The sequence below is a fragment of the Capnocytophaga canimorsus genome, from assembly GCF_002302565.1.
Lineage (GTDB): Bacteria > Bacteroidota > Bacteroidia > Flavobacteriales > Flavobacteriaceae > Capnocytophaga > Capnocytophaga canimorsus.
In genome coordinates, this window is the sequence record NZ_CP022382.1 from 1,883,123 (window position 1) to 1,901,206 (window position 18,084).

General features: G+C 36.4%; 17 protein-coding genes. 6 read left to right on the forward strand and 11 right to left on the reverse strand.

Features of this window, described 5'->3' with window-relative positions; translation table 11 throughout:
* Positions 1–110: 110 nt before the first annotated feature.
* From CGC47_RS08320 to CGC47_RS08335, 4 genes are all read right to left on the reverse strand, one after another.
* Positions 111–1,652, reverse strand: coding sequence for an Rne/Rng family ribonuclease (locus CGC47_RS08320; RefSeq protein WP_041913748.1), 1,542 nt, complete (start codon positions 1,650–1,652; stop codon positions 111–113).
* A 265-nt stretch (positions 1,653–1,917) separates the two neighbouring features.
* Complete coding sequence (locus CGC47_RS08325; RefSeq protein ID WP_042000719.1) at positions 1,918–2,208, reverse strand: HU family DNA-binding protein; 291 nt, start codon at positions 2,206–2,208, stop codon at positions 1,918–1,920.
* A gap of 180 nt (positions 2,209–2,388) precedes the next feature.
* Positions 2,389–3,627: a 3-phosphoshikimate 1-carboxyvinyltransferase gene (locus tag CGC47_RS08330; protein WP_095900228.1), complete on the reverse strand. Its 1,239-nt coding sequence runs from the start codon at positions 3,625–3,627 to the stop codon at positions 2,389–2,391.
* A gap of 11 nt (positions 3,628–3,638) precedes the next feature.
* Positions 3,639–3,965 carry a nucleotide pyrophosphohydrolase gene (locus CGC47_RS08335; RefSeq protein WP_013996385.1) on the reverse strand — a complete coding sequence of 109 codons (327 nt, stop codon included), beginning with the start codon at positions 3,963–3,965 and terminating at the stop codon, positions 3,639–3,641.
* 131 nt (positions 3,966–4,096) lie between these two features.
* Between CGC47_RS08335 and CGC47_RS08340 the strand changes: the two genes are divergently transcribed.
* From CGC47_RS08340 to feoB, 3 genes are all read left to right on the forward strand, one after another.
* The gene (locus CGC47_RS08340; RefSeq protein ID WP_042000722.1) at positions 4,097–4,771 is read left to right on the forward strand and encodes an SCO family protein; all 675 of its coding nucleotides are present in this window, start codon (positions 4,097–4,099) and stop codon (positions 4,769–4,771) included.
* A 72-nt stretch (positions 4,772–4,843) separates the two neighbouring features.
* A complete protein-coding gene (locus CGC47_RS08345; protein ID WP_041988034.1) occupies positions 4,844–5,083 on the forward strand; it encodes a FeoA family protein in 240 nt (79 codons plus the stop codon).
* Positions 5,080–7,197, forward strand: coding sequence for a ferrous iron transport protein B (feoB, locus tag CGC47_RS08350; RefSeq protein ID WP_095900229.1), 2,118 nt, complete (start codon positions 5,080–5,082; stop codon positions 7,195–7,197). Before CGC47_RS08345 ends, feoB begins: the two co-directional genes overlap by 4 nt.
* Before the next feature lie 230 nt (positions 7,198–7,427).
* On the opposite strand, the gene pyk is transcribed toward feoB, so the two are convergent.
* The 6 genes from pyk to pdxA form a co-directional block, all read right to left on the reverse strand.
* Positions 7,428–8,870 carry a pyruvate kinase gene (pyk, locus tag CGC47_RS08355; RefSeq protein WP_013996390.1) on the reverse strand — a complete coding sequence of 481 codons (1,443 nt, stop codon included), beginning with the start codon at positions 8,868–8,870 and terminating at the stop codon, positions 7,428–7,430.
* Between the two features lie 2 nt (positions 8,871–8,872).
* Entirely contained in the window at positions 8,873–9,334 is a 462-nt protein-coding gene (locus tag CGC47_RS08360) for an IPExxxVDY family protein (protein ID WP_013996391.1), read from the reverse strand.
* A gap of 129 nt (positions 9,335–9,463) precedes the next feature.
* Positions 9,464–10,204: a ribonuclease III gene (gene rnc, locus CGC47_RS08365; protein ID WP_013996392.1), complete on the reverse strand. Its 741-nt coding sequence runs from the start codon at positions 10,202–10,204 to the stop codon at positions 9,464–9,466.
* A gap of 8 nt (positions 10,205–10,212) precedes the next feature.
* Positions 10,213–11,460, reverse strand: coding sequence for a beta-ketoacyl-ACP synthase II (gene fabF / locus CGC47_RS08370; RefSeq protein ID WP_042000757.1), 1,248 nt, complete (start codon positions 11,458–11,460; stop codon positions 10,213–10,215).
* Positions 11,461–11,560: 100 nt separating this feature from the next.
* On the reverse strand, positions 11,561–11,797 hold the full coding sequence (locus CGC47_RS08375; RefSeq protein ID WP_013996394.1) for an acyl carrier protein: 237 nt from the start codon (positions 11,795–11,797) through the stop codon (positions 11,561–11,563).
* A 139-nt stretch (positions 11,798–11,936) separates the two neighbouring features.
* A complete protein-coding gene (pdxA, locus tag CGC47_RS08380) occupies positions 11,937–12,980 on the reverse strand; it encodes a 4-hydroxythreonine-4-phosphate dehydrogenase PdxA (RefSeq protein WP_013996395.1) in 1,044 nt (347 codons plus the stop codon).
* Between the two features lie 360 nt (positions 12,981–13,340).
* Between pdxA and gldJ the strand changes: the two genes are divergently transcribed.
* Together gldJ and CGC47_RS08390 are read left to right on the forward strand one after the other, a co-directional pair.
* The gene (gene gldJ, locus CGC47_RS08385) at positions 13,341–14,993 is read left to right on the forward strand and encodes a gliding motility lipoprotein GldJ (RefSeq protein ID WP_095900230.1); all 1,653 of its coding nucleotides are present in this window, start codon (positions 13,341–13,343) and stop codon (positions 14,991–14,993) included.
* A gap of 76 nt (positions 14,994–15,069) precedes the next feature.
* Complete coding sequence (locus CGC47_RS08390; RefSeq protein WP_095900231.1) at positions 15,070–16,350, forward strand: UDP-N-acetylmuramoyl-tripeptide--D-alanyl-D-alanine ligase; 1,281 nt, start codon at positions 15,070–15,072, stop codon at positions 16,348–16,350.
* Positions 16,351–16,405: 55 nt separating this feature from the next.
* On the opposite strand, the gene fbp is transcribed toward CGC47_RS08390, so the two are convergent.
* Positions 16,406–17,431: a class 1 fructose-bisphosphatase gene (gene fbp / locus CGC47_RS08395; RefSeq protein ID WP_095900232.1), complete on the reverse strand. Its 1,026-nt coding sequence runs from the start codon at positions 17,429–17,431 to the stop codon at positions 16,406–16,408.
* A 236-nt stretch (positions 17,432–17,667) separates the two neighbouring features.
* On the opposite strand from fbp, the gene CGC47_RS08400 reads away from it, so the two are divergent.
* Positions 17,668–17,964, forward strand: a complete 297-nt coding sequence (locus CGC47_RS08400; RefSeq protein ID WP_013996401.1) for a thioredoxin family protein — start codon at positions 17,668–17,670, stop codon at positions 17,962–17,964.
* Positions 17,965–18,084: the final 120 nt, after the last annotated feature.

Consider the following 18,084-nt stretch of genomic DNA (forward strand, 5'->3'; position numbering starts at 1 on the left):
CTGTTAGTTGAATGTAGCGAATTTAATTTTATAAAAAAAAGCAGTACAAATATTAAAATTTTTGTACTGCTTTATATCGTATTTTTATTTTCCCAAAAGTCGGGAGGAATTTAAAGAGGGGTACCTTCCTTCGTTTTAAAACGATATTCGAGGTACGAGTAAGCATCTCTGGGCAACACCTGTATCCAACGTTTGTATTCGAAAAACCATTTCAAACGAATGGAAGGCAGTCCTTTGGTTAAATATGCACCAATAAAAGGATGAACATTAAGTACTATGCGCCCTTTATAGCTGTTCTCTTTAATAATGTTTTCAAGTTCTAAGTTGATTTTATCAACTAAAACGATAGGAGCATCTACCTCTCCTTCTTTACTTGGGTTTTCTTCCAAGGTTTTGATGTTTAATTCGGGGCGTACCCTTTGTCGGGTAATTTGAATAAGCCCAAATTTGCTTGGGGGCAAAATTTTGTGTTTGGCTCTGTCTTCAGCCATTTCTTTCTTAAGGTGATCGAAAAGCGTTTTTCGGTTCTCTGTGTCTGACATATCAATGAAATCTACCACAATAATGCCACCCATATCTCGTAAGCGTAATTGTCTGGCTATTTCAGTAGCTGCAATCAGGTTTACTGCCAATGCGGTGTTTTCTTGATTGTTAGCCTTATTGGAGTGATTTCCGCTATTGACATCAATTACGTGAAGTGCCTCAGTGTGTTCAATAACCAAATACGCGCCTTTACTCATAGAAACGGTACGCCCAAAGGCTGTTTTTATTTGTCGTTCTATGTTAAATCGTTCAAAAATAGGGATTGAAGAACGATAGTGTTTGACGATTTTTTCTTTATCAGGGGCGATTTCACGCACGTATTTTACAATTTGCTCGTAAAGCGCTTGGTCATCAACGTGAATTCCAGAAAAAGAATCATTGAATAAATCGCGTAGAATAGCACCTGTTCGGTTCACTTCACTTAATACTTTTGAGGGGAAAACCGCTTTATGTATCTTCTTACACATCAAAACCCAACGGTTGAATAATCCTTGTAAGTCTTTGTCCAGTTCTGCGACTTTTTTGCCTTCTGCAACGGTGCGAACAATAACACCAAACCCCTTGGGTTTTATACTTTGTAAGAGCCGTTTTAAGCGTTCTTTTTCGGCTTTACTTTCAATTTTTTGAGAGATGGAAATTCTATCGGAAAAGGGCACTAATACCAAGTACCTTCCTGCTATGGAGAGTTCCGAGCTGATTCTGGGTCCCTTGGTTGATATCGGCTCTTTAACGATTTGAACCAATATGGGCTGATTGGCTTTGAGCACCTCCATTACTGAACCATCTTTATTGATGTCGGGTTCAAGTGAAAAATCTTTCAGTGAAAAATCTTTCAATTTTCCAGAAATTACGTTTTTCACGAATTTCAATAAAGTGGATAGCTGAGGGCCTAAGTCGTGGTAGTGGAGAAAGGCATCTTTTTCGTACCCAACATCAACAAAGGCGGCATTGAGCCCTTGTACGGGTTTTCGTATTTTTGCCAACATAATGTCTCCAACAGCCAAATCATTGTTGTCCTCTTCCCTATGTAACTCAATGAGTCTTCCTTCTTTCAATAAGGCAAAATCGACATCAGAGGAACCGGAACGTATAACCAATTCTTTATTCACTCTGTGGATTTTTTTGGGGAGTTTGCTTAAAACAGACTCCGTTAAACATAGTTTAATGCAACAAATTGCGAGTTTTCCATACTATTAAATGAATAACTCGCAATTGTTTGTTTCAATGAACGTTTCTCAACAAGAAAAAGTAGTATAAAACTACTTTTTCTTTTTATGACGGTTAGCTCTTGCTCTTTTTTTACGTTTGTGATTAGCTACCTTATGTCTTTTTCTTTTTTTTCCGCTTGGCATAGATTTACGTTTATCGGATTAATTATTTAACTTTTACTTTTGCTTTTACTCCTTCAACAAACACTTTTGCAGGTTTGAAAGCTGGAATGTTGTGTGCAGGAATTTTTAAAGTGGTATTTTTAGAAATGTTTCTTCCTGTTTTTTCAGCTCTTGTTTTGATGATGAAACTTCCGAAACCTCTCAAATAAACGTTGTTACCGCTTTCTAAAGAAGCTTTTACTTCCTCCATAAAGTTTTCTACCGTTGCTTGTACGTCAGCCTTATCAAGTCCCAATTTTTCTGAGATTTTTGATACGATTTCTGCTTTTGTCATTTTATATTTCTTTAAATTGTTAATACATTGAGGTTGCAAATATAGTAATTAATAATAAAAATAACATAGTTAATTGGTTAAATTTTAAACAAATAGCACTTTTAAAAGGTTTGCTCTAAGTAATAAAAAACAAAAATCACGTCTTTTTATTTATTAAAGTGTTGTTTTTTAGTGTTTTATTCAAAATTCTGTATTTGGTAGTGATACTGATGTCGCTCTTTGAATATCGTTCCAAAATTCGGGGTATGATTTGCTTACTACCTGATAATTATTGATAACGATAGGCATTTTTAACATTAGCGGAGCGAAAGCCATAGCCATACGATGGTCGTTGTAGGTGTCAATAGCGATATTTTCCTGTATGCTATCACTACATTTAATGCTTAAACTGTCTTGCGAAGTAGTAACTTGAGCACCAAGTTTGCATAGTTCGTTTTTTAGAGCTGTTAATCGGTCGGTTTCTTTGATTTTCAGCGTATGTAAACCCAAAAGTTGACAATCTATTTCAAGCCCGAAGCAAGTAACGGCTATGGTTTGTGCAATATCGGGTGCATTTACTAAATCATAACTAAAAAACGATTTTTTATGTGGCTTTGCTTTATATAAGGTAATCTTATCTTTTTCAAAAGTAGTCGTTACCCCAAAATCCTGATAAATTTCAGTTAAAATAGCATCACCTTGTAAGCTGTCAGTTTTAAAATTTTTCAAATTCAGACGTGTGCCAACCTTTGAAAGTGCTACGAAGGAAAACCAATATGAGGCCGAACTCCAATCGGATTCCACTATAATCTGCTGCGGAAGTATTTTTTCGATGGGAGAAATTTTGATTTCATTATTGATAAAGCTTGTCTGTACACCAATGCTTTCCAGTAAAGCTAAAGTCATCTTTATGTAAGGAGTAGAGGTAATTTTACCTTCCAATTGTAGGCATAAGCCTTGGGGTAAGCTTGGGGCAATTAGAAGCAAAGCCGATATAAATTGGCTACTAATGTTTGCTGGAACACACACTTGACTTCCTAGGAGTTTTTTTCCGTGGATTTGCAGTGGCGGGAAACCTTCCTTTTCCAGATAACAAATATCAGCACCCAATTGATTTAATGCTGTAACCAAAGTACCTATGGGGCGTTCCTTCATTCGCGTAGAACCCATCAAAATCACTGATTTTCCGTGGTTTTGCGAGGCGAAATAAGCCGTTAAAAAACGCATTGCTGTACCGGCGTGATGCACGTCAATTATTCCCGATTTTTGGTTTAACGCTTCGATAACCGCTTTGGAATCGTCAGAATCCGAGCCATTTTTTATCTGAATGTTAGGGTAACAGGCTTGTAACAAAAGTAGGCGATTGGTTTCGGATTTTGAACCCGAAAGGGTAATTGTTATGTCTGAAATGAGTTTTGAAAGCGGAAGATGGAGTTGCATCGTAAAGGGAGTTATTTTAATTTCTCGTTATTGTGATGACGATCGTGGTCGCGTTTGGTTTTTAAGTCCATTTTTTTGTCGAAAGCCGTTTGCAAATCTACCCCAGTTTGGTTGGCTAAACAAAGTACCACGAACAATACATCGGCAAGTTCTTCGCCCAAATCTTTATTTTTATCGCTCTCTTTTTCAGATTGTTCCCCATATCTTCGGGCAATAATTCGGGCTACTTCGCCTACTTCTTCAGTCAGTTGCGCCATATTGGTAAGCTCGTTAAAATAGCGAACACCGTGATTTTTTATCCAATTATCTACTTCAATTTGTGCATTTTTAATGTTCATAATACGCATTTATAATGATTGTTCAGAATAAGGCAAATATACTAAAAATGCTTTTTTATGGAAGGATTAAGCGGTAAAATGACTATATTTTTGTAGTTTTGGCTCTTGTTTCGAGTTTTATTTTTGAGTTTATGAATAAAAATATTTTTTCCAAATATAAGGTTTTCATCATTGGAATGTTGTTGCTCTCAGCGACAATTTTGTTACTTTTTTATAATGCTTTAAAGCATCAAGAAAAACTTCCTATTTACCAGCCCGCCATGGTAAATCACGAGTTGGTGGACAGCACCCTACAACACGTTAAAAAGTACCATACAATTGCTGATTTTGAGTTCGTGAACCAAAACGGACAAACCATTACACAAAACCACTATGCTAATAAAATATACATTGCTGATTTCTTTTTTACCACTTGCCCTACCATTTGTCCTATAATGACTAAAAATATGATTCAATTGCAAGAAGCCTTAAAAACTGAAAATGAAGTATTATTGCTTTCTCATACAGTTACTCCCGAGATTGATTCTGTTCCTATTCTTAAGGCGTATGCTATTGAAAATAAAGTAAATGACCAAAAATGGAATTTGGTCACTGGCGATAAAAAACAGATTTACGAAATGGCTCGAAAATCATATTTGGTGGTTAAAGGAGATGGCGATGGCGGACCTTTTGATATGATTCATACTGAGAATTTTGTATTGGTAGATAAAAATCGGCGTATACGCGGATTTTACGACGGAACCGATACTCAACAGATAAAAAAATTACTTCAAGACATTAAAATACTTAAACAAGAAACAAAATAAATATAAGGAAAACATATTGAAAGCAAAAAACTTGTATTTTTGCATCAAATCAGTCTAAATTAAAGGTACAGAATGACTCATTCTACAAAAAAATACATTTCCGATTTGGAAGAGGGACAAAAAGCAATCATAAAAGATATTGATATTGATTGTATTCCATTAAAAATTATTGAATTAGGGTGTTTCCCTGGAGCGGAAGTCGAAATGATTCAAAAAGCTACCTTCAACGACCCTCTATACATAAATATTGATGGAACTTATCTTTCCATACGTAAAGAAATGGCAGCATTAATTGAAATTGACAACAGATGAAGCAGACAATCAAAGTAGCTTTAGTGGGCAATCCTAATACAGGAAAGAGTTCGTTGTTTAATGTACTAACGGGGCTAAATCAAAAAGTAGCAAACTACCCAGGGATTACCGTGGAGAAAAAAATAGGAAGATGTAAACTTAATCACACGTGTAATGCTGATATTATTGACCTGCCAGGAACCTATAGCCTTAACGCAAACTCCATAGATGAAAGAGTTGCTGTTGGTTCTTTGCTTAATCGGAATAATCCGTATTTTCCTGATGTGGTGGTTGCCGTTACTGATGTGGAAAACCTCAAACATAATCTGCTTATTTTTACACAGATAAAAGATTTGAAAATTCCGACAATTTTGGTGGTGAATATGGCTGATCAAATGGCAAAAAAAGGAATTTCACTCAATGTAGAAGTTTTGCAAGAAAGGCTCAACACACGTGTAATTTTGACCAGTACCCATACCAAACAAGGTATTGAGGAACTAAAAGAAGCTATTGCTAATTACAAAACGCTGACCAGAACCCCCTGCTTGAACATCAATAATTTAGACGTTGCTTATTTTGAAAATCTCGCCCAAAAATTTCCTAAAGAAAATGCTTACAAATTGTGGCTAATTATTTCGCATAATGTCGATATTGTTGAGGCTTCCAAAGAAATTGATTTGAGCGGATGGGCAAACACAAAAAGCGATAGCGAAATAAAACGGATGAAGCAACGTGAAACGATTTTACGCTATCAGTTTATCAATACTGTTCTTAAAGAGACTTATGTTGTTGATACCTCAAAGGCTAAAAATTTACGTGCTTTGTTGGATAAAATATTGATGCACAAAATTTTTGGATACCTGATTTTTATCCTGATATTGTTGCTGATTTTTCAAGCGATTTTTGAGTGGAGTAGTGTGCCAATGGCGTGGATTGAGCAACAATTTTCGAGCTTTGCAGAATGGGTAGCCACCACACTTCCTAAGGGAGTTTTTAACGAATTGATTTCACAAGGAGTAATTCCAGGTATTGGGGGAGTAGCTATTTTCATTCCGCAAATTGCTATTCTTTTCTTATTTGTTTCTATTTTGGAAGAGACCGGCTATATGAGCCGTGTGGTGTTTTTGATGGATAATATGATGAGGCGTTTTGGACTGAGCGGAAAAAGTGTAGTACCACTAATTTCGGGAGTGGCTTGTGCCATTCCTGCAGTGATGGTTGCACGAAATATTGAAAGTTGGAAAGAACGCCTAATCACTATTTTGGTGACTCCTTTTATGACTTGTTCAGCAAGGCTTCCAGTATATTTAATTATCATAGCTTTAGTGATTCCTCAGGGGTATATCTTTGGGTTAAGTTATCAGGCTTTGACAATGTTTGGATTGTATCTCCTAGGATTTTTAGCAGCTCTTACGTCAGCATTTATTTTAGATAAAACCTTAAAAATCAGAAAAAATAAGAGTTTTTTCATTGCTGAAATGCCCAATTACAAAACACCTCAATTACGCAATATTACCATTACTGTTTTCGAAAAAACCAAGAGTTTTGTGTTAGGGGCAGGAAAAATCATTTTAGCGATATCTATAATTATTTGGTTTCTAGGCTCTCACGGAATGGGTAAAAAATACAGAGCTGCTGAAAGCCAAGCTCAAATACTAAGTACTCAAAACCACTGGACGGAAGACCAAACGCAGCATTTTTTAGAGTCTTACAAACTTGAACATTCCTTTTTAGGAAATTTAGGAAAAGGGATTGAGCCGATATTCAGACCCTTAGGTTACGATTGGAAAATCAGTATTGGGGTACTTTCTTCCTTTGCGGCTCGTGAAGTTTTTGTGGGTACATTGGCTACGGTGTACAGTTTAGGAAGTGATTTGGACACTGAAGAAGAGGAAGGGAAAAACACCATTTTAGCACGAATGAAAGAGGAAAAACATCCTAACGGAGCCCCAATTTATACGTTGGCTTCAGGGATTTCCTTATTGCTATTTTATGCATTTGCAATGCAGTGCCTCAGTACCTTAGCCGTGGTTAGGCGTGAAACCAATAGCTGGAAATGGACTGCCTTCCAATGGTTTTTTATGGGAGCACTTGCCTATATTAGCGCGATGTTTGCCTTTATGATAATCAAATAGATGTATTGTTTTTTATTGTTTCAAAACTTACTAAAAAATCACATCAAAAATATCAGATTGGAGTGTACAGAAGTTAAATGTAACTATACTTTTTCGGTAGGAGAAATCGGATTTTTTAGACTTCAGAATCGAGGAAATATCCAAAAAAGAAAAATCCAACAGTTCGGATAAAAACTGCTGGATTTTTTTATTTCTAAATTTTATAACTCTTTGAACGAAATCGACACTATTTATATAGCACAAGAGTCAATTTCAGTAACTCTTAGCGTATTTACCATACCTTTCCCTTGAATTGGCATAGCAGCTAAACTTACCATAATATCTCCCATATTTACATAACCTTTTTGGTTCGCGATATGATTTACATCTTCAATAGTTTCATCGGTGGAAACAAATCGGTCATAATAAAAAGTGGTAACTCCCCAAAGCAGACTCAGTTGAGTGAGAATACGTCTGTTAGAAGTAAATACCAAAATATGTGATTTGGGTCGGTATGCTGAGATTTGGAAAGCCGTGTAACCGCTGTTAGTCAGTGTTGAAATGACTTTAGCGTTCATTTCGTTTGCCATTTGAGCCGCGTGGTAACAAATGGAATTGGTTACGTATCGGTTAGAACGAATGAAAGGTGATTCCAAAGGGAGTTTTATTAAAGTGGAATGCTCTACACTTCGGATGATATTACTCATTTGCTCAATGACTTGTACGGGATAAGCCCCTACGGAAGTTTCTCCCGAAAGCATTACAGCATCAGCACCATCCATTACAGAGTTGGCAACGTCGTTGACTTCGGCACGAGTAGGAGTAAGGCTAGTAATCATACTTTCCATCATTTGAGTAGCAATAATTACTGGAATGTGAGCCGATTTGGCTTTTCTGACCAATTCCTTTTGGATTAGAGGCACTTCTTCCGCTGGAATTTCAACCCCTAAATCACCTCGAGCCACCATAATACCGTCACAATGAGCCATAATCTTGTCAATATTGTCTAAGGCTTCAGGCTTTTCAATTTTGGCTACAATAGGTATTTTATAACCCGCATTTTCCTCAATAAGTTCCTGTAAATCTTTAATATCCTTGCTGTGACGTACAAAAGAAAGGGCAATCCAATCCACATCTTGAGAAATGGCAAATACAGCATCACGGATATCTTTTTCGGTAAGGGCTGGTAAAGAAACATTAGTATTAGGAAGATTTACGCCTTTTTTAGATTTTAGCGCTCCTCCCTGTACTACTCTGGCTTCTACTTCATTGATTCGGTTTGTGGCTACGATTTCGAAGATGAGCTTTCCGTCATCAAGCAGTACACGTTCGCCTGGTTGTACGTCCATCGGGAATTCCTTATAATTCATATAAACCCGATGCTGATTGCCCACAAAGGGCTCACCAGTAACAAAAGTAATTTTATCTCCCGGAAATACGTGAACATCTTCTTCCATAACCCCTACACGTAACTTAGGTCCTTGCAAGTCAGCCAAAATAGCCGTGTTATATCCGTACTCTTCATTGACTTGACGAATGAAACCGATACGTCTTTTAACGTCTTCGTAATCAGCGTGTGAAAAATTGATACGAAAAACATTCACACCAGCTATAATCATATTTTTGATGACTTCTTTGGTATCGGTAGCTGGTCCGAGTGTGGCTACGATTTTTGTCTTTTTAGTATTTAACATACTTAAAATATTAGTTTATATTTCGATTTTAATATTTCTGTTTTTACCTCATAAGCTGCTGAAACCAAGGGAATAGCAGCTATTCTTTTTACAAGTTCAGCTGTAGTTGTACTACAATAATCACTTTCTATTTTTAATAAGAAATCTACTTGCTTTAATTCTTCCATCAAAAAAAGAGTTTGAGCAGACGTTTTAAACAAACTATTCCTTTTCAAAGGAATTTCCACTACCATTTTGTTAGCAATACATCGCCACACGATTTCCGAATCCTGATTACGCCACAGATAGTGTGCAAACCCTTGCTGGTACACTTCTGTATTTTCAGAATTATCTTTATAGAAAGATACCTCTAGGTACTGATTTAAAAAATAAACCAAACGATAGTCCTCCAATGGAGCACATATGGCAATCAGCCCGAAACTTTCTTCAAAAAAGGGTTCTGATAACCGATAAGTAACCATCATTTAATTTTTCGGCAAAGATATGATTTATTGTGCAAAAACACGAGGGATTAACAATTTATTGCAAAATATTTATGAAAGATAAGAAATGTTTGTAAATCAATATTTATCAAACCTCAAAGCCGATGGGTATTAAAGTTGTTTTCTACCTTTTATTTTGTAATAAACACGCTTAGCGGCTTGTTCCTCAGCTTTCTTTTTTGATGTAGCTCTCGCTTTAGAGCAACCATAATTATCAACCGTTAATTTCGATATAAAAAAACGTGTTCCTGAGCAGTCATTATTATCCTCTGTTGTGTTAAAGGAGAAAGATTTTTTGTTTTTCTGACACCATTCAATAAGTAAACTTTTGTAACTAATAATTTTTCCTTCCAAACTCTTTAAGTTAATATAAGGAACAATAAGTTTGCGTTTCACAAATATATGGCATTGCTTATAACCTCCGTCTAAATAAATTGCTCCGATGAGCGCTTCAAACAAATTTCCAGAGATATTAGTTCCTAACTGTTCTAAAGACAAATTAGTACGTAAAAAATCGGTAAGTTTCAGTTCGTTGCCAACTTGATTTAAGTGCCGTCTTTCCACGATTTTTGAACGCATTTTGGTCAGATAACCTTCGTCTTCTTCTGGGGCATTCGAAAAGATATAATCAGCTATGATACAGCCCAGTACAGCATCTCCTAAAAACTCAAGACGTTCGTAACTCTTTTTTTTACCCGAATATTGGTAAGACGGATGCGTAAAAGCTTCACTATAAAGTTGTAGATTTTTCGGAGCAAAGCCCAGCAAAAGTTTTAATTTGTCGTGAAAGAATTTGTCTTTCTTTTTGTTTCTAAAACGAGAAAAAGGTAATATTTCTTTCAGCTTCCACATTTTAGGAGTTACAGCTTTTTGAACAATACACAAGCGTTATGTCCACCGAATCCAAAAGTATTACTCATCGCAACTCTAACGTCGCGTTTTTGGGCGGTGTTAAAAGTGAAATTGAGTTTTGAATCAATGTTATCATCGTCAGTGAAGTGATTGATAGTAGGCGGAACAATTCCGTGAGTAACAGTCAGTACCGAAGCAATTGCCTCAACAGCCCCTGCAGCTCCTAACAAATGACCTGTCATTGATTTTGTGGAGTTCAGATTGATGTTATAGGCGTGCTGACCGAAAACATCTAAAACGGCTTTTGATTCCGCTACATCTCCTAGTGGAGTTGATGTGCCGTGTAAGTTAATAGTATCTACTTCGTGGGGTTGTACTCCTGCATCTCTTAAGCAGTTGAGCATTACATTTTTAGCTCCAAGTCCTTCAGGATGAGGTGCCGTCATATGGTGTGCATCGGCAGACATTCCCCCTCCTGCAATTTCACAGTAAATTTTGGCTCCTCGAGCTTTGGCGTGTTCGTATTCTTCCAAAACTAAAGCACCAGCCCCTTCGCCAAGTACGAAGCCATCACGATCTTTGTCCATAGGTCTTGAAGCTGTTTTAGGGTCATCATTTCTGGTAGAAAGTGCGTGTAGCGCATTAAAGCCACCTACACCAGCGATAGTAACTGCGGCTTCAGACCCTCCTGTTAGTATAACATCGGCGTGACCCAATCGAATGTAGTTAAGAGCATCAATAATGGCGTTAGTTGAAGAAGCACAAGCAGAAACTGTGGTAAAGTTAGGTCCGCGTAGCCCATATTTCATTGAAATAAGCCCACTGGCAATATCGGCAATCATTTTAGGAATGAAAAACGGATTAAACTTAGGGGTGCCATCTCCATTATTGAAATTAGTTACTTCATCTTGAAAGGTTTGTAATCCCCCAATACCTGACCCCCAGATTACCCCTGCTCGGTCAACGTCTAGCTTTTCAAGGTCAAAGTTAGCATCTTCCATAGCTTGAGTGGCAGTCACCATAGCATACTGGGTGAAGCGATCCATTTTTCGGGCTTCTTTTCGGTCTATAAATTCCTCAACGTTGAAGTTCTTAACCTCACAAGCAAATCGTGTTTTGAATTTAGAGGCATCAAAATACGTAATAGGGGCAGCTCCGCTTACTCCATTTACGAGTCCTTCCCAATATGCCTTTACATCATTTCCTATAGGGGTCAATGCGCCTAAGCCTGTAACAACAACGCGTCTGGTTTTCATAAACTGATGATTTTTAAGTGAATATTTGAAATACACTTACAAAGAATTAGCTTTGCAAGTGTATTCTATTCTAACAATTAAGTAGTAGGTTAATGCCTAATTATTGTTTTGCTTCTTCAATATATTTGATAGCCTGACCAACAGTTGCAATGTTTTCAGCTTGGTCATCTGGAATTTGAATATCGAATTCTTTCTCGAATTCCATAATCAATTCAACCGTATCTAATGAATCGGCTCCTAAATCGTTAGTGAAGCTTGCGTCTGATACAACTTCATTCTCATCTACACCTAATTTATCAACGATAATGGCTTTAACTCTTGATGCAATGTCTGACATGATTTTTCTAATTTTAAATTTTTACTGTTGGCAAAAATAACAAACTTTTTTTAAATCAAAACTTTTATTAACACAAACTATATTTTTTTTATTTCAATAGAAGAAATAAAGTATTGTTTATCAGTTATTTGATTGTTTTCTATTTTATATCGGATTTTGTTTTCAATTGATTTTTCTGTAAATCTTCATATTCGGTTCTGTTTTTGAATATGTCGATGGCGGTATAAACGGCTTGTTTGAATGAATCGGCATTGGCTTGACCTTTTCCAGCGATTTCAAAGGCAGTTCCGTGATCGGGTGAGGTGCGTACTCTTTTAAGCCCAGCCGTAAAGTTTACTCCATTGCCAAAAGTAATGGTTTTGAAAGGAATCAAACCTTGATCGTGATATGGAGCTATAACCGCATCATAATTTTTGTAATTTCCAGAGGCAAAAAATCCATCGGCACTAAACGGTCCGAAAACTAAAAACCCTTCATCAAATAATTTTCGCAAAGTTGGACGGATAATCGTATCGTCTTCATCTCCAATCACACCGTTGTCTCCACAATGCGGATTAAGCCCCAAAACAGCAATTTTTGGGCGTTGCAAACAAAAGTCTTTTTTTAGTGACTCGTCAATTAGTTTTATTTTTTCTGAAATCAAATCTGGAGTAATATGTGAGCTGACTTCTTTAATGGGTACGTGGTCGGTTAAAAGTCCTACTTTTAGTTCCTCGCTTACCATAAACATAAGGCTTTTTCCTTCTAATTCTTGAGCCAAATAGTCGGTATGTCCTGGAAATTTAAATGTTTCCGATTGAATATTGTTTTTGTTTATGGGAGCCGTAACCAAAACATCAATAAGGTCATTTTTAAGCGCTTGTGTGGCTATCTGTAAAGATTCGAATGCGTATTTTCCTCCTTCAGGAGTTTCTTTTCCAAAACTGATATTCGGTGAATCCTTCCAACAATTTAGTACATTTAATTTGCCTTCAACGGCATTTTCTAAAAGATCTATCCCTTGGAAATTAACATTGATATTTAGGTGTTTACGTTGGAAAGAAATCGTTTTGTTTGAACCAAATACAATAGGAGTACATAGCTCTAATAATCGATTGTCTTGAAATGTTTTAAGGATTACTTCTATACCCACGCCATTTAGGTCGCCTACAGAAATTCCTACTTTTATTAAGTCGTTCTTCATTTTTCTATTTATAATCGCAAGGGGCAAAAATACAAAATCTACGATACAAAAAAATACAAAAATGTTTTTGGTAGCGTCAACTCATTTTGTTTTTGGAAAGAAAAAAACATTTGAGTAAGAAAAAGATTTGTTGTAATTAGGCTCTGATTTTCAGTTGTTAAATCCAGATGAATTTTGTGCTTAAAAATTAGATTAAAAAAGCAATTCCAAAATAAATGTTAATAAAAATGGGTGTGAGTGTAATTTTTACACATTGTTTACTAAAAAATATGTTTTGTTTAGCTTTTTTGTTGTGTGCTTATAAAATATTTTTTCTTACCTTGCACCCCGAAATCATAGTGTATAATAATGATGTTTACAATGAAAAAAGTTTTGTTTAAAGCCCCTTTGTTATTTGTAGCCTTAATGGGAATGACTCTTGTAGGCTGTAAGAAAGGTTCAGACAGAAATGTTTCAAGTGCTACGGGTTGGCGTATAAACTCCAAAGAAGGTGGTTTTCAGTATAATACTAAATTTAAAGAGCAAGAAACAGCTCCTGGTTTAGTGTTTGTTGAAGGTGGAACATTTACTATGGGGCAGGTGCAAGATGACGTAATGCGTGATTGGAATAATACCCCTACGCAACAACACGTTCAGTCTTTTTATATGGATGAAACTGAGGTAACCAACCTAATGTATATGGAATACTTAGATTGGTTAAAACAAGTGTATCCTCCAGATGATCCGCAGTACAAAAATATCTATTTAGGAGCTCTTCCTGATACTTTGGTTTGGAGAAACTCATTGGGATATAACGAGACTATGGTAACCAACTACTTACGTCATCCAGCGTATGCCGAGTATCCAGTAGTAGGAGTGAATTGGGTACAAGCTGTTCAGTTTAGCGATTGGAGAACCAATCGTGTAAATGAATTGATGCTTGAAAAGTCAGGCTTTATTGAAAAAAATAGCCGTTATCAGGTAGATGGTCAAAGTACTTTCAGTACAGATACTTACTTGAATGCACCTAATGAGGCTTATGGAGGTAGAGCTACCGAGTTTGCAGGAAAGAAGGCAGTAACCAAAGATGGAGAACCTACTTTTGCCAAACAAACATCAGGAATATTATTGCCTGAATATCGTTTGCCTACTGAGGCAGAATGGGAGTACGCAGCCAAATCTTTGAATGGTATCCGTAAATATAACACTTTGGAAGGTAAGAAAAAGTATCCTTGGGATGGTGCTTATACTCGATCTACCAAAAGGAGTTCAAGAGGTGACCAATTGGCAAACTTCAAACAAGGAAAAGGAGATTATGGCGGATTGGCAGGGTGGTCTGATGATAAGGGTGATATTACCGTTGCGGTAAAAACCTACCCACCGAACGATTTTGGGTTGTATGATATGGCAGGTAACGTAGCCGAATGGGTTGCTGATGTGTATCGCCCAATTGTAGATGACGAAATCAATGATTTTAACTACTATCGTGGAAACGTATATATGAAACACGCCATCGGTGAGGACGGGAAACAAGTGGTGGTAACCACCGAAAACATCAAATTTGATACTTTGAGTAACGGACGTATCGTAGCTAGAAATCTTCCAGGAAATTTAGCAACTGTTCCTGTGGACGAGCAAGAAACGTATCTCCGATATAATTTTACACGTAGTGACAACAGAAACTATCGTGATGGTGATCGCTCTTCTTCTCGCTTATTCAGAGACCAAGATGTCGCCGATAACAATCCTTCTAAAAACGTGATGTATAATTCGCCTAAACATAAAGTAGGTAAAGATGAAGAAAGCGATAAGATGAAACGTGAGTTTGATAGTTCTGCTAACAGAACCACTTTAATTGATGATAACGTTCGCGTTTATAAAGGAGGTTCTTGGAGAGACCGCGTTTACTGGATTGATCCTTCGCAAAGAAGATATTTGCCTGAATATATTGCCACGGATTACATTGGGTTTAGAAACGCAATGAGCCGAGTGGGTTCAAAATCGCAAAAAGCTAATAAACGACCAAGAGGATAAGTTAAGGTCATTCAATATTGAAAAACTCTGCAAAACAAGCAGAGTTTTTTTATTGCATCTCACAAAAACAAACAAAATGGAAGATATAAAAAAATTATACGATTTGTTTTTAAAATCATCAGGAGTATCCACAGATACTCGAAATATTACTCCCAATAGTATTTATTTTGCTCTTAAAGGCGACTCCTTTGATGGTAACAATTTTGCCAATGAAGCTCTTGAAAAAGGAGCGTCTTTCACGGTTATTGACAAGCCAGAGGTAAAAACTTCTGAGAAAATGATTTTAGTACACGATGTACTCACCACTTTACAGCAACTAGCTAAATATCATCGAGAACAGCTACAGACACTTATCATTGCCATTACAGGCAGTAATGGAAAAACGACCACCAAAGAGTTAATAAATTCAGTACTTTCCGAATCTTTTCGAGTAGTTGCTACACGTGGCAATCTGAACAATCACATAGGCGTGCCACTTACCTTGCTTTCCATTACCGCCAAAACGGATATTGCCATAATTGAAATGGGCGCAAATCATCCTAAAGAAATTGCATTTTTGTGTGATATTGCTCAACCTGATTATGGGTATATTACCAGTTTTGGCAAGGCTCATTTGGAAGGATTTGGTAGTTTTGAAGGAGTGATTAAAACTAAAACTGAGCTATACGATTATCTTAAAAATAAAGAAAAAACAATCATTATAAATTATGATGACCCTATACAAGTAGAGGCTACTCAAAGCTATAAAAACCGATATGGTTTCAGTAGCCAGTTTTGTGAGGCATCAAACGTGTTTGTTACGTTGGAAGAGGCCTCTCCTATACAAGTTAGATACAACCAAAAGATAATCAATACGCATCTTGTAGGAACGTATAATTTTTCGAATGTTGTTGCTGCAATTACTTTTGGGCGTTTTTTTAAAATGTCAGAAGAGGCTATCAAACGAGGTGTTGAGAAATATGTACCCAAAAATAATCGGAGTCAACTAATTAAAAAAGGGGAAAATACTTTAATTTTAGATGCTTATAATGCTAATCCCAGCAGTATGTTAGCGGCGATAAAAAATGTTTTAGCAATGAAATCTGCTCAAAAAGTTCTCATACTTGGTGATATGTTCGAATTGGGAGCTTCAACAGCTGAGGAACACCAAAACATAGCTGATTTTATAGCTCAATATCCTTGGAAAGCCGTCTTTTTCATTGGAGAAAATTTTTCCAGAATAGAAACTAATTATCCTACTTTCAAAAATTTAGATGAGTTTAAAGATAAGTTTTCGTTCAAAAATTATACACAAACTTTGTTTTTAATCAAAGGCTCACGTGCTATGGCTCTGGAACGAATTTTAGATATAGAATAAAGCCAATCAAATAAAATAAGCGAAACTAATCAATAGCATTAGTTTCGCTTATTGCTTAATATTTAGGTTTGTCTTCAGGATATTTTGCCATAAATTCCTCTGCCTTATTAACCATTTTTACAGAACCACAGAAAAAAGGAACTCTTTGATGTAAGTGAGTAGCCTCAATATCCATAATACGTTGATAACCATCTGAAGCCTTGCCACCAGCTTGTTCGGTCAAAAACGCCATAGGGTTGCACTCATACAAAAGACGGAGTTTTCCTTGTGGAGTACGCGTTCCAGAGGGATAAATGTAAATCCCTCCTTTTAGCATATTCCTGTGAAAGTCAGATACTAAAGAGCCTATATAGCGTGAAGTATAAGGGCGGTCTTCTTCCAGAGCTTGGCAATATTTGATATAATCTTTTACTCCTTGGGGGAAGTGAATGTAATTTCCTTCGTTTATCGAATAAATATTGCCATTTTCTGAGAACTTTATATTCGGATGAGAAAGATAATATGTTCCGATGGAGGGGTCTAAAGTAAAGCCATTAACACCTCGTCCTGTGGTATATACCATCATTGTAGAGAGTCCGTACACAATATACCCAGCAGCGACTTGCTTATTGCCAGGTTGCAAAAAATCTTCCAGCTGTACTGGTGAACCTTCTGGACTAATGCGTCTATAAATAGAAAAAATAGTTCCCACAGTTACATTTACATCGGCGTTACTTGAGCCATCGAGTGGGTCGATAAGTACTACATATTTACTCAAATGACTATTTTCGGAGGCCTCGACTGGGATAAAAAATTCGTTCTCTTCAGAGGCTATTCCGCAAACAACTTCGCGCTTAGTGAGTGCTTTAATGAAAATTTCATTGGCAAAAACGTCTAATTTTTTTTGTACTTCACCTTGAATGTTTTCGCTGCCTACATCTCCCAAAATATCTTCCACCAATCCAGCTTTATTTACTTCCCGATTTACCATTTTTGAAGCCAATCGAATTGAGCTCAGCAATCGGGTGAGTTCACCGGTGGAATATAAAAAATCTTTCTGATTTTGGATGATAAATTCACCCATAGTTTGGTATGTTTTCATAAGATCTTAAAATTAGTTTGTGTTAGCATTCTCAAAGGTAAGCAAAATCATCGAAAAATTATTAAAAGGATTCGAAAATAATACATTAAAACACATACTGATAGCGGCTTAAAATCTTAAAAAATCATAAAAATGAAGTATTGTAAATACAATACGTTATTTTTTAAGCCATAAATATAATAATTATAAAATAAAAAATATTACTTTTGTGGCTGGTACCTGCATTTATACTACTTATGGAAAAGTTTGGTGATATCATTAACGTGAATGTGCCTGTACTGATCTGTTTTTTTGCAGATTGGCACGATGGGTCTATGCAAATGAATCCCGTGTTGCGAGAGACCACTATTGTTATGGGCGATGAGGCAAAAATCATAAAGGTAGATGTTGATAAGAATAAAGAACTTACTAGAGCTCTGAAAATTGATATGTTACCTACGCTGATTATGTACCATAATTTTGAAATGGTTTGGCGTAAACAAGGCTTTCAGGATAGCGATACTCTCACACACGAATTGAGAAAATACGCATAATCTACTAAAAAGACGATCTTCTTAAAAAACACTTTTTTCAGAGTGTGGATTGTTTATGCTTTTACTGACGCTTATTTTCTTCTACAAGGAATTGTGTAGCCATATATTTCCCAAAAATAT